Consider the following 11,669-nt stretch of genomic DNA (forward strand, 5'->3'; position numbering starts at 1 on the left):
GCACCGTGATAGCGGCTGTGCGTGTACGGTTATGCTCCGAGCCGCCGTCCGTTCGGACGTGACTGCCACCGCTCCACGCGACGTCGACTACGAGGCGGGTACCGGGACGAGCGCGGCCGACTACCCGACGCTCGCGGCCAAACTCGAACAGGCCGCCGCGGTGACCGCGACCGCACTCGACGCGTACGACCGCCCGGTCGTGCTCTGGACCGGCGGCAAGGACTCCACGCTCGTCCTCTACGTCGTCCGGGAGGTGGCGCGCGAACGCGGCGAGGCGGTCCCGCCCGTACTCTTCATCGACCACTTCGCGCACTTCCCCGAGACGCTCGCGTTCGCCGAGCGGTGGGCCGACGAGTGGGACCTCGACCTCCGGGTCGTCCGCAACGAGCGGTTCGCGGCGCTCGACCCCGCGGTCGGCGACGAGTTCGCGGTCGCGGACCTCGACGGCGAGACCCGCGCCGAGCTCGACCGACTCGACTACGACGGCGAGACGCTGACGTTCGACCCCGACTCGCTGGCGGGGAACCACCTGCTGAAGACGGTGCCGCTCAACGACGCGCTCCGCGCGGGCGGGTTCGACGCCGCCTTCTCGGGCGTCCGGTGGGACGAACAGGAGGCGCGCGCCGAGGAGACGTTCTTCTCGCCCCGCCACGACGACGAGCGCGCCCCCTCGCACGACCGGGTCCAGCCGGTCCTCCAGTTCGACGAGCGCGCGGTGTGGGACGCGTTCTGGAACGTCGTCGTCCCCGACGCCGTCGAGGGCTACCCCGAGGGGCACGCCCCCGAGTCGGCGGCCGACCTCCCGACGGGGGTCGCCGTCGAGGATCTCCCCGTCTCGCCCAAGTACTGGGAGGGGTTCCGCTCGCTCGGAACCGAGAGCGGCTCCGGCGCGGCCGCGGACGACCCCGCGTGGGTACAGGACCTCGGCGACGGCGGCGAGCGCGCGGGCCGCGCGCAGGACAAGGAGGACCTGATGGGCCGGTTACGCGACCTCGGGTACATGTGAACGCCGACCCGGCCCGCTCCGACCGGGTGACCGTGTGACCGCGTCACCGCCGCCGGTTGCCGGTCCCGGGTTCGATCGGGATCCGCGTCCACCGCGACTCGCGGTCGCCCTCCTCGACGGTACGCGCCCGGAGGCGGGCGACCCGCTCGTCCATCGGGGGGTGGGTCGACAGCAGTCGGACCAGCGGGTGCTCCTCCTCGGCCCCGTCGCGCCGCCGGTACAGCGGCGGGAGCGGCACCGAGCCGCCGGCCGCACGGTCTATCTTTCCGAGCGCGCGCGCGAGCGCGAGCGGCCGGCCGGTCACCTCGACCGCGCGGTCGTCGGCGGCGTGCTCCCGGCGCCGCGAGTAGGCGCGGACGAACATCGTCAGCCCGACCAACAGGAGAGTCACCCCCTGTAACAGGCCGGTCCGGACCCGGCCGAGCGCGGTCCGGCGCCACGACTCGGGCGACCCGCGCACGAGCGCGACGCCGCGGGCGAGTCCGCCGGCGACGAACGCCAGCGGCGCGAGCACGAGCGCGACCGCCCCGGCGACCGTCTGGACGAAACTGTACGCGAACGCCTGTGTGAGGCTGTCGTACCCCTCGACGTGCGCGAGTTCGTGCGCCAACACGCCCTCCAGTTCCGGCGGGTCGAGCAGGCCGAACAGGGTGTAGTCGAGCACCAGCGCCGGCCGACTCCCGCCGAGCGCGAGCGCGTTCGGCTCGCCGAGGCGGGCGACGTACAGCGCCGGCGCTTCGAGGTCCATCGACTCGGCGAGGCGGTCGCGGATCCGGTGGACGCTCGGCGCGAGGTCGCGCGGGAGCGGGCGCGCGTCGAGACCGGCGAGCGCGCGCGCGGTCCCGAGCCGGTAGGTCAGGTAGCCCGACAGCACCGTCGCTCCGAGGAGGAGGGCGCCGAACGCGAGCGGGTCGGGACGGTTCGCCCAGACGACCCGGACACCCTCGTACAGCAGGTACGCCGCCGCCGTGTACGTCGCGATCGTGAGGGCGCCCACGGCGACCATGAGGGCGCGGAGACCGAATCCGGTCCGTCGCACGGAACCGGGTACGGGCCGCTCCGTCGAAACGGTTGGGGTCCGTACCGACGACGGGTCGGGAACCGTCACCGGTATAGCGGTCGACCGCCCACCCTCACCGCATGATGGACTCCGCGAGCGAGGCGGCGTGGGTGGGGCTCTTCTCGGGCGGGAAGGACTCCTCGTGGGCGCTCTACCGCGCGCTCGAGGAGGGGTTGGCCGTCCGCCGACTCCTGACCGTCCACCCGGCCGGCGACTCGTACATGTACCACGTCCCCGAGACGCGGCTCGCGACGCTCGCGGCCGAGAGTATCGGGATCGAACTCGTGGAGGTCGAACCCGACGACTTCGACGCCGGCGCCGCCGTCGACTCCGGCGCGCAGGGCGACGCCGAACTGGAGCCGATGGAGGCGGCGCTCCGCGATCTCTCGGCCGACCTGCCGCTCGCGGGCGTGACCGCCGGCGCCGTCGAGAGCGACTACCAGACCTCCCGGATCGAGGCGATGTGCGAGCGGCTGGGGGTCGACCTGTTCGCGCCGCTGTGGCAGCGCGACCCGCGCGCGCTCGCCGACGAGATGCTCGACGCCGGCTTCGAAATCACGGTCCTACAGGTGGCGGCCGCCGGTCTCGACGAGTCGTGGCTGGGGCGGACGCTCGACGCCGCCGCGTTCGACGAACTGGAGCGACTCGGCGACGAGTACGGCGTCCACCTCCTCGGCGAGGGGGGAGAGTTCGAGACGTTCGTCACCGACGGGCCGCACATGGACCGGCCGGTCGAACTCGACTACGGGACGGAGTGGGAGGGGTCGCGCGGCCGGGTCCGCGTGACCGACGCGCGTCTCGGCGACCCCGAGGAGTCGTAACCCGCCGGCGGGCGGTGCTGGCACCGTTCGTCGGCCGTCGTTACCCGTCGATGCCGTCGTGCAGTTCGGAGTGCGCGCCGATGAGCGCGCCCGAGAGGTCGAGACCGTCGATGATCGTCTCCTCGTCGATGATCGACTCGCGGATGTCGGCGTCGCGGATGATGGCGTTCTCGAACACGACCGAGCGGTCGAGCGACGAGTCGGTCACCTCCGCGCCCGCCATCACGTGGACGTTGTCGCCCATCTCGGAGTTCTCGACGGTGGCGTCGGGGTGGACGTAGTTGTCGCCGCCGAGCGACCACGCGACGGCTTCGAGGTACGACTCGGGCGTCCCGATGTCGAACCACGCGTCGTCGAAGGTGAACGCGTACACGTCCTCGCGGCTCTGTAGCCACTGGATGAACCAGCCCGGCTCGTCGGGGTTGTTGCCGTTCTCGAGGTACGTCTCCAGCTTCGGGAGCGTCTCCCGCGTGTACGCGTAACACGCGATGGAGACGAGCGTGCTCTTGGGGTCTTCGGGCTTCTCCTGGAAGTCGACCACCCGGTCGCCGTCGAGGTCGACGATGCCGTACGCCTTCGCGCGTTCGGCCGTCTCCACGTCGTACGCCGCGAGCGTGGAGGCGCCCTTCGACTCGAAGAAGTCGATGAACTCCGACATGCCGAACGAGATGAGGTTGTCGCCGGCGACCACCACGAGGTCGTCGTCGACGTTCTCGCGGTCGACCAGTTGGGCGAGCGCGCCGACGACGCCGAACTTCTCGGACTCGGCGCTGGTGTCCTCGACGGAGACGGTCGGCTTGTCGAACTCGGAGTCGGCGAGGTACTCCTCGAAGCGGTCGGCGAACCGCTCGTTCGTGCTCACGAACACCTCGTCGACCCGGTCGTCGTTCTCGAAGTCGTCGAACACCTGGTCGATGACGGTGCCGTCGCCGACCGGGAGGAACATCTTCGGCCGGTGTCGAGTGATCGGCCAGAGTCGAGTCGCGTACCCGCCGGCAAGTACGACTGCCTTCATGCTATACCGGTGGGTCCACGGGCACGGTTAAGTCGTTTTTGTGTGTCTCACCGAACCCGTCACAAAAACGAACGGTACAGGTCGCCGGCGCGGCACTCGAACCGGGGTCATCCCCCGATACGGGCCGAAAGGGTCTCGGTTCGGGGTCCCCTCGTCGTCCGTATGCCGGAGCGGACGACCCGCCAGCGGATCGCCGACCGCCTCCGCGACGCGCCCGCCACCGCGACGGACATCGCCGCGGACCTGGCGGTCCCGACGCCACAGGTGTACGAACACCTCCGTCACGTCGCGCAGTCGACCGAGGAGGCGGAACTGCTCGTCGCGCCCCCCGAGTGCGAGGACTGCGGCTTCGACGGGTTCGACGACCCGCTGAACGCCCCCTCGCGGTGTCCAGACTGCAAGAGCGAGAGCATCGCCGACCCCGTCTTCACCATCGAGGAGCGGTGAGCGCCCGCGGCGGGGACGGTTCGTCCCGTCCGACGCGGCCGTCCGCGCACGCCGAGTCCCGGTTCCCTACCGCCGCGGGACGCCCCCGGCCGGCGTCGGATGCTTTATTCTGTCCGGCCCACTACGGCGGGTATGCCAGTCGGCACGCGGACGGTGTTCGCGCTGATCGGCGGGGCGGTGCTGACGGTCGGGGTGCTCCTCCACGCGAGCGACCGGGAGGGACCCGGACTCGCGGCGTTCGCGGTCGGCTGTCTGTTCGCGTGCGGGTGGGCGTTCCTCGGGATGGAACTCGCACAGCGGGGGGTGACGTCGGCGCCCGCCGAGACGTACCTCTCGGGCGGGATGGCGGCGCTCGTGATGACGATCTACTTCGGGTTCCGGGCGAACGAAGTGTTGTTCTCCCGGGAGTAAAGTAGACGACTCGAAGCGAGTCCCCGGATCGACACCCTGTTTGTTTTCTTATCGGATTTCCTTGTGGTGAATGTATCGGTTCCCGTCGGGTCGATACCACAACCTTAAGTATGGGATACTGTTACGAGGGTGCGTATGTCCGACAACCAGACCGATTCCGGGCGGCGCCGGTTCATGAAGGGAACCGGGGTCGCCGCGGTGTCGCTCGGGCTCGCCGGCTGTTCGGGCGGGGGCGACGAGGGTACCGAGACCACGTCCGAGGGGACGACCTCCGAGGGGACCGAGACGACCGAGTCGACGCCGACCGAGGCCGGGAGCGCCGAGGACATCGAGGAGGGGGGCATCTTCAACTTCGGGATGGGGCAGCCGCCAAACAACATCAACCCCATCGCGTCGTCGTCCGCCTACTCCGGGGTCATCACCGACCGTATCTACGAGTCGGGCGCGGCGATCGACCCGGTCAACTTCGAGATGCACCCGAACGTCTTCACCGACTGGACGTCGGAGGAGATGGACGAGACCGGCGACGACGACCAGCCCAACGTTCGACTCCTGTTCAACGTCCGCACCGACGGGCTGACGTGGAACGACGGGACGGAGTTCACCGCCGAGCAGGTCGTCTGGTCGTACAACTACCTGCTCGAACAGATGCCGGGCGCGTACGTCGCCTCGCTGAACGCCATCGACGAGGTCAGCATGTCCGACGAGAGCGACTGGGACTGCGAGATGATCCTCAACAGCCCCGTCGGGACGTTCGCGTTCGACCAGTTCGGCATCCCGATCCTCCCGAAACACAAGTGGGAGGGCGTCTCCGACTTCAGCACCTACCAGCCGTACGAGAACGACGGACCCGTCGGTCTCGGGCCGGGCGTGGTCACGCAGTACCAGCCCGACACCTCGATCGAGGTGTCGTTCGCCGAACGCGAGGGCGAGTACAACCTCGCGAGCCTGCCGTGGCGCGAGGAGGTCAACGGCATCATCGCGGGCGGGCCGTTCATCGACGCGATGCGGATCAGCGTCTACTCCAGCGAGTCGGCGCTCACCCAGGCGTTCCTCGAAGGGGAGATCGACTCGCTGTACGACAACATCCGGACGTCGAGCATCGACGAGGTGGAGAACACCGACGGAGTGGAACTCGTCGACGGGTTCGACACGGGGTACAGCCACGTCTCGTTCAACCTCCGTCGCACCCCGCTCGACGACCTGCCGTTCCGGCAGGTCCTCGGGTTCGCCTTCGACGACGTCTACTGGGTCCAACAGCTCCAGCGCGGCTACGCCCAGAAGGGCGACTTCGTCATGCCGCCGGGGTACACCGCGGTCCGGCCCGAGACGAGCAACAACGCCGAACTGCTGACCGCGCCGGCCACGAACGCGTTCGACTTCCGGCAGGGTGACTCGCCGGGCGCCGTCGACGTCGACGGGGTCCGCTCGTTCCTCACCGAGGGGCAGATGATCACCGGCGAGGGCGGCACGTACGCCGGGTTCGACTACCCGGGGAGCCTGACGGGCGTCACCGCCAGCCAGACGGAGCCGAAACACGAGTACACGTTCGGCCCGGTCGAGTCGTCGGTGCTCCGGCAGTCCGACGCGGACCCCGACCAGGAGATCCGCGTCGACGGCGAGACGATCACCTCGATCAACGACGGCCCGCTGACGATGTTCGTCGACCCGCCGCAGGACTCGCCGCAGATGGCGAAGATGACCGAGAACTGGGTCTCCATGCTCCAGCAGATCGGCATCCCGGTCGAACAGCAGGTGCTGTCGTTCAACACCGCGCTGACCCGGGTGTACTCCGAGGAGAACTTCGACATGTTCGAGATGGGGTGGGTCAACCTCTCGCCGTTCGCGACCAACACGCTGTACGGGCTGTTCCACAGCGACAACGCGGACGACCACTCGGTCGCCGAGGGCGACGACGAGGAGAACAACACGTCCACGTCGCTCAACAACCCGATGGGGTACGGTCTCTTCGAGGACGCCACCGCCGACGACCTCATCTCGACGGCGCGGACGTCGCTCGACACCGAGGCGCGTAACGCGGCCGCCCGCGAGGCCGTCGAGAAGATCTACCTCGACTTCCCGACGATGGTCACCATGTACAACGTCGTCAAGTGGCCCGTCAACTCCGCCGAGTGGGACGGGTTCCTCGGCGACATCCCCGGTCCGGGGTCGACGTACCTCGGCGTCCAGATGCTCCAGGTCCACCAGGCCGGTTCGGGCTCGGAGTAACCCTCGGGCGACCGTCGCGGGCCCACCCCTCGCCCGCCGCGCCAGTTTCGGTTTCGGTCTATACGCCGTCGCACGCGCGTTTAACGTCCGGTACCGATGCAACACCTTCATAACTCATCCCCCAGTGATTTACCGCAAGACGCACGGTCTGACACCCCATGACCAGAATTAGTGGACGATACTTGGCGAAACGAATCGTCGTCTCCTACCTGACCCTCTTGGTCATCATGAGCCTCCTGTTCGTGCTCCTCCGGAGCATGCCGGGGTCGTTCATCACCAGCATGATCAACCCGCAGATGACGCGCGAACAGATCGAGCGCATCCGGGAGACGTGGGGGCTCAACGAGCCCCTCTGGCGGCAGTACGTCCAGTTCATGATCAACTACCAGACGGGCGACTTCGGCCGCTCGCCCACGTACAGCACCGCGGTCTCGGAACTCATGCTCCGCCGGCTTCCGCGGACGCTGATCCTGTTCGGGTCGACGTTCATCGTCGGCTACATCGTCGGGCCGCTGGTCGGCATGTACCTCGGCTGGTGGCGCGGGTCGAACAAGGACAAGAGCATCTTCAGTTCGTCGCTGCTGATGTACTCGATGCCCTCGTTTTGGATCGCGTGGCTGTTCATCTGGCTGTTCAACTACCACCTCGGCTGGCTGCCGAGTTCGTACATGTTCACGCAGTTCCCCGAGTTCGAGTGGACGGCGTTTACGGTGATGCGCGACGTGCTGTACCACCTCGCGTTGCCACTCCTGAGCGTCTCGTTCATCGGCTGGGTGGGCGCGATGCTGATCATGCGGCCGTCGATGAACAACGTGACCGAGGAGGGGTACGTCTTCCTCGCACGCGCGAAGGGACTCTCCGAGCGGACGGTGATGCTCAAACACGCCGCTCGGAACGCGCTCATCCCGGTCGCGACCGGTGCGATCGTCGGGCTGGCGTTCATCATCGACGGCGCGGTCGTCATCGAGAACGTGTTCAGTTGGCCCGGCATGGGACAGCTCATCGTCAACGCCGTGTTGAGCCGGGACTTCCCGGTGGCGCAGGCGGCGTTCTTCGTCATCGCCGCGCTGATCGTCGTGATGCGGCTGTTTACCGACGTGGTGTACACGTATCTGGACCCGCGGATCAAGTTCGGGGAGGGTGAGTGATGGCGACCGAACGCTCCGACGACCGGTCGACTCTCGAAGCGGCCAGAAAGCGGTGGGAGCCGCGGTTCGAACGCCTCCGCTCGGGGTGGAGCCGGTTCACCGAACACCGGATGGGCGTCGTCGGCCTGTTCATCTTCGTCGTCTACGTGCTGTGGGCGCTGTTCCCCGGGGTGTTCGCGCCCCACTCGACCCAGTGGGTCGCGTACCTGGGCGAACCGCCGTTCGACGCGCGACTGAGCGCCGAACAGATCGAGACGCTCCCGCACCCGCCCGCGTTCGGCGACCCGTTCTTCGCGCCGCTCGGCACCAACTCGGACGGCCAGGGGGTCCTCACGCTCCTGATCTACTCGGCGTACAACGCGATGTACATCGGGCTGGCGGCGGGACTGCTGTCGACGCTGGTCGGCGTACCGCTCGGGCTGATCTCGGGCTTCTACGGCGACACGTGGATCGACGAGACGATCCAGCGGTTCGTCGACATCATGTACGGCCTGCCGTTCCTGCCGTTCCTCATCGTCCTCGTGGCGATCCGGGGGATGTCGACGACGAACATCATCATCGGTATCGCGGTCACCTCGTGGCTCAACAACTGCATCGTCATCCGCGGCGAGACGCTCTCGCTGAAGGAGCGGTCGTACGTCGAGTCGGCGAAGGTGGCGGGCGCGTCGGACACCCGGATCATCTTCCGGCACATCATGCCGAACGTGCTCCCGCTGTCGTTCGTCTACCTCGCACAGGACGCCGCGGGGGCGATCCTCGCGCAGGCGTCGCTCGCGTACCTCGGGCTGGCCGACTTCACCTCGTTGTCGTGGGGGATCATGCTCCGCAACATCCAGAACAGCGGCTACGTCTTCCAAGCGTGGTGGTGGCTGATCCCGCCGGGGCTGGCGCTGATGCTCCTCGCGGCGGCGTTCTACTTCATCGGCTTCTCGATGGAGGACGTGACCAACCCACAACAGTAACTCAACATGACACTACTCGAAGTAGAAGACCTCTCGGTTCGGTACGCGGTCGACGACGACTCGGCGGTTCACGCGGTCGACCACGTCTCGTTCGACGTCGAGGCGGGCGAGACGTACGGACTGGTCGGCGAGTCGGGCTGCGGCAAGACGACGCTCGCCAAGAGCCTGATCCACCTGCTCGACTCGAACGGCTACGTCGAGTCGGGACACGTCTGGTACGACGGCACCCTCCCGGCGTGGGAGGACGACCACGGCGAGGCGAAGCAGGCGGTGATCGACGACCCCGACAAGCCGGTCCGCGGGGACGGCAAGACCGACCTCGCCGCGCTGTCGAACAGCCAGATCCGCGACGTCCGGTGGCGGGACATCGCGCTCATCCCCCAGTCGGCGATGAACGCGCTCAACCCCGTCTACAAGGTCGGCGACCAGATCACCGAGGCGATATTGCGACACGAGCCGGAGACTCCGAAACAGGAGGCCGACGACCGAGCGCGCGACCTGCTCGAACGCGTCGGGATCGAACCCGAGCGGGCGGACGACTACGCCCACCAGTTCTCGGGCGGGATGAAACAGCGCGCCGTGATCGCCATGGCGATGGCGTGCAACCCCGACATGCTGATCGCGGACGAGCCGACCACCGCGCTCGACGTGATCATCCAGGACCGCATCCTCGAGGAACTGGAGGCGATCCAAGAGGAGTTCGGCGTCTCGATCCTCGTCATCAGCCACGACATCTCGGTGATGGCGGAGATCTGCGACCGGATGGCGGTGATGTACGGCGGGAAGATAATGGAGTCGGGGCGGACCCGCGACATCTTCGAGGAGACGTCCAACCCGTACACGCTCGGGCTGAAGAACTCCTTCCCGACGATCACGGAGGCCGACCAGGAACTCGTCTCGATCCCCGGCACCCCGCCGACGCTGCGCGACCCCGAGGAGGGCTGTCGGTTCCGCGCGCGGTGTCCGTTCGCCATCGAGGAGTGTCACTCCTCGCACCCGCCGATGTACGACGTGGAGGAGGCCATCGAGACCGGTCGACTGGTCGAGGCGGCCGACCAGCGGGCGCACCGATCGGCGTGTTACCGAGTCGACGAACTCGACACGATCCGAACCCAAGCTACCAAGGAAGAAACATGGACGGAACAGACGATAGAGAGCCGCTAGTCGAAGTAGAGAACGTTCGCAAGCTGTTCGACCTGTCGCAGGGCATCGTCGACACCGTCCTGGGACGCGAGCCACAGCCCGTGCGGGCAGTCGACGGCGTCTCGTTCGAGATCCAACGCGGCGACACGATCGGGATCGCCGGCGAGTCGGGCTGTGGCAAGACGACGCTCGGGAAGCTCCTGGTGAAACTGTACGAGCCGACCGAGGGGACGATCCGGTTCGACGGCCGGGAGATCACCGACCTGACGAACGAGGAGGAGCGGGAGTTCCGCCAGCGGGTCCAGATGATCTTCCAGGACCCCTTCGAGTCGCTGAACCCGCGGATGACCGTGTTCAACACGGTGGAGGAGCCGCTCAAGATCAACGACATGGCCGACAGCTACGACGAGCGCCGCCGGCGCGTCAAGGAGGTGCTCGAGGACGTGGGACTCGGTCCCGCGGACGTCTACCTCGACGCGTTCCCCGACGAACTGTCGGGCGGCGAGCGCCAGCGGGTCGCCATCGCGCGCGCGCTCGTGGTCGACCCCGACTTCGTGGTGTGTGACGAGCCGGTGTCGATGCTCGACGTGTCGATCCGCGCGGGCGTGTTGAACCTGATGAAGCGGCTCCAAGACGAGTACGGGCTGACGTACCTGTTCATCAGCCACGACCTCTCGCTGATCCGGTACATGTGCGGTCGTGCGGGGATCATGTACCTCGGCAACATGATCGAGAAGGGACCGACGGACGACATCATCACCGACCCCAAACACCCCTACTCGGAGGCGCTGTTCGACGCGGTGCCGGACGTGGCGCTCGGCGACGAGCGCCGGCGGGCGAACGCCACCGGCGAGGTGCCCTCGCCGCGGAACCCCCCGAGCGGCTGCCGGTACCACCCGCGGTGTGCCCACGTCATCCCGCCGGACGACTGGACTGGCAGCCAGGACGCGTTCCGGCGCGCACTCCAGTTCAAGCTCAAGGTCGAACGGAGCGACATCGGACCCGAGACGGTCGACGGGTCGGACACCTCCGACCCCACTCGGGAACTGGTCGAACACGGGCTGACGCTCGACGTTCCCGAGGAGTACCGCTCGGAGACGGAGATGGAGACGGGCGGGAGCCGGGTCGACCTGACGGCGGTCGACCTCCCGTCCGACGCGCGGGAGGCGCTGTTCGACGCCGCCGAGGCGTTGAACGGGGGCGACCGCGACGCCGCGCTCGGCGCGCTCGACGGGGTGGTCACCACCGTCTGCGAGCGCGAGTACCCCGAGCCGCGCACCGCGGGGAGCCGCTCGGTCGAGTGTCACCTCTACGGCGACGACGCGACGTCGGCGACCGACAGCGGGGTCGCCGCCGCGCCGACGGAGGACTGACGCGCTCGCCCGGATACGACAAAACACAAGACGACTGACGACAGAAAAACTACA

General features: G+C 68.0%; 11 protein-coding genes. 9 read left to right on the forward strand and 2 right to left on the reverse strand.

Translation table 11 applies throughout. The features are described 5' to 3' along the window. The first annotated feature begins 58 nt into the window (after positions 1-58). Positions 59-1,006: a phosphoadenosine phosphosulfate reductase family protein gene (locus tag K933_RS04065; protein ID WP_394295675.1), complete on the forward strand. Its 948-nt coding sequence runs from the start codon at positions 59-61 to the stop codon at positions 1,004-1,006. Between the two features lie 43 nt (positions 1,007-1,049). On the opposite strand, the gene K933_RS04070 is transcribed toward K933_RS04065, so the two are convergent. Further along, the gene (locus K933_RS04070; protein ID WP_023393419.1) at positions 1,050-2,045 is read right to left on the reverse strand and encodes a M48 family metallopeptidase; all 996 of its coding nucleotides are present in this window, start codon (positions 2,043-2,045) and stop codon (positions 1,050-1,052) included. Positions 2,046-2,149: 104 nt separating this feature from the next. Between K933_RS04070 and K933_RS04075 the strand changes: the two genes are divergently transcribed. Next, the gene (locus K933_RS04075; RefSeq protein ID WP_049947585.1) at positions 2,150-2,887 is read left to right on the forward strand and encodes a diphthine--ammonia ligase; all 738 of its coding nucleotides are present in this window, start codon (positions 2,150-2,152) and stop codon (positions 2,885-2,887) included. 40 nt (positions 2,888-2,927) lie between these two features. On the opposite strand, the gene K933_RS04080 is transcribed toward K933_RS04075, so the two are convergent. Next, positions 2,928-3,902, reverse strand: coding sequence for a sugar phosphate nucleotidyltransferase (locus tag K933_RS04080; protein ID WP_023393421.1), 975 nt, complete (start codon positions 3,900-3,902; stop codon positions 2,928-2,930). A gap of 162 nt (positions 3,903-4,064) precedes the next feature. Between K933_RS04080 and K933_RS04085 the strand changes: the two genes are divergently transcribed. The 7 genes from K933_RS04085 (at position 4,065) to K933_RS04115 (ending at position 11,615) form a co-directional block, all read left to right on the forward strand. Further along, positions 4,065-4,349, forward strand: coding sequence for a transcriptional regulator (locus tag K933_RS04085; RefSeq protein WP_023393422.1), 285 nt, complete (start codon positions 4,065-4,067; stop codon positions 4,347-4,349). 132 nt (positions 4,350-4,481) lie between these two features. Beyond that, positions 4,482-4,760 (forward strand): hypothetical protein, encoded by a 279-nt coding sequence (locus K933_RS04090; protein ID WP_023393423.1) that lies wholly within the window; start codon positions 4,482-4,484, stop codon positions 4,758-4,760. A 135-nt stretch (positions 4,761-4,895) separates the two neighbouring features. After that, positions 4,896-6,989, forward strand: coding sequence for an ABC transporter substrate-binding protein (locus K933_RS04095; protein ID WP_023393424.1), 2,094 nt, complete (start codon positions 4,896-4,898; stop codon positions 6,987-6,989). A 182-nt stretch (positions 6,990-7,171) separates the two neighbouring features. Further along, positions 7,172-8,137 carry an ABC transporter permease gene (locus K933_RS04100; protein WP_023393425.1) on the forward strand — a complete coding sequence of 322 codons (966 nt, stop codon included), beginning with the start codon at positions 7,172-7,174 and terminating at the stop codon, positions 8,135-8,137. After that, complete coding sequence (locus tag K933_RS04105; RefSeq protein WP_023393426.1) at positions 8,137-9,099, forward strand: ABC transporter permease; 963 nt, start codon at positions 8,137-8,139, stop codon at positions 9,097-9,099. Before K933_RS04100 ends, K933_RS04105 begins: the two co-directional genes overlap by 1 nt. 6 nt (positions 9,100-9,105) lie before the next feature. After that, positions 9,106-10,263, forward strand: a complete 1,158-nt coding sequence (locus tag K933_RS04110; protein WP_023393427.1) for an ABC transporter ATP-binding protein — start codon at positions 9,106-9,108, stop codon at positions 10,261-10,263. Continuing rightward, the gene (locus K933_RS04115) at positions 10,233-11,615 is read left to right on the forward strand and encodes an ABC transporter ATP-binding protein (RefSeq protein WP_023393428.1); all 1,383 of its coding nucleotides are present in this window, start codon (positions 10,233-10,235) and stop codon (positions 11,613-11,615) included. Before K933_RS04110 ends, K933_RS04115 begins: the two co-directional genes overlap by 31 nt. The last annotated feature ends 54 nt before the right edge of the window (positions 11,616-11,669 follow it).

It is taken from the genome of Candidatus Halobonum tyrrellensis G22, from assembly GCF_000495475.1.
Taxonomy (GTDB): domain Archaea; phylum Halobacteriota; class Halobacteria; order Halobacteriales; family Haloferacaceae; genus Halobonum; species Halobonum tyrrellense.

Excerpts from the sequence above, each read along its gene's own strand:
- K933_RS04075 (WP_049947585.1), top strand. The coding sequence starts at position 2,150 with ATGGACTCCGCGAGCGAGGCGGCGTGGGTGGGGCTCTTCTCGGGCGGG.
- K933_RS04105 (WP_023393426.1), top strand. The coding sequence starts at position 8,137 with ATGGCGACCGAACGCTCCGACGACCGGTCGACTCTCGAAGCGGCCAGA.
- K933_RS04115 (WP_023393428.1), top strand. The coding sequence starts at position 10,233 with ATGGACGGAACAGACGATAGAGAGCCGCTAGTCGAAGTAGAGAACGTT.
- K933_RS04090 (WP_023393423.1), top strand. The coding sequence starts at position 4,482 with ATGCCAGTCGGCACGCGGACGGTGTTCGCGCTGATCGGCGGGGCGGTG.
- K933_RS04110 (WP_023393427.1), top strand. The coding sequence starts at position 9,106 with ATGACACTACTCGAAGTAGAAGACCTCTCGGTTCGGTACGCGGTCGAC.
- K933_RS04095 (WP_023393424.1), top strand. The coding sequence starts at position 4,896 with ATGTCCGACAACCAGACCGATTCCGGGCGGCGCCGGTTCATGAAGGGA.
- K933_RS04085 (WP_023393422.1), top strand. The coding sequence starts at position 4,065 with ATGCCGGAGCGGACGACCCGCCAGCGGATCGCCGACCGCCTCCGCGAC.
- K933_RS04080 (WP_023393421.1), bottom strand. The coding sequence starts at position 3,902 with ATGAAGGCAGTCGTACTTGCCGGCGGGTACGCGACTCGACTCTGGCCG.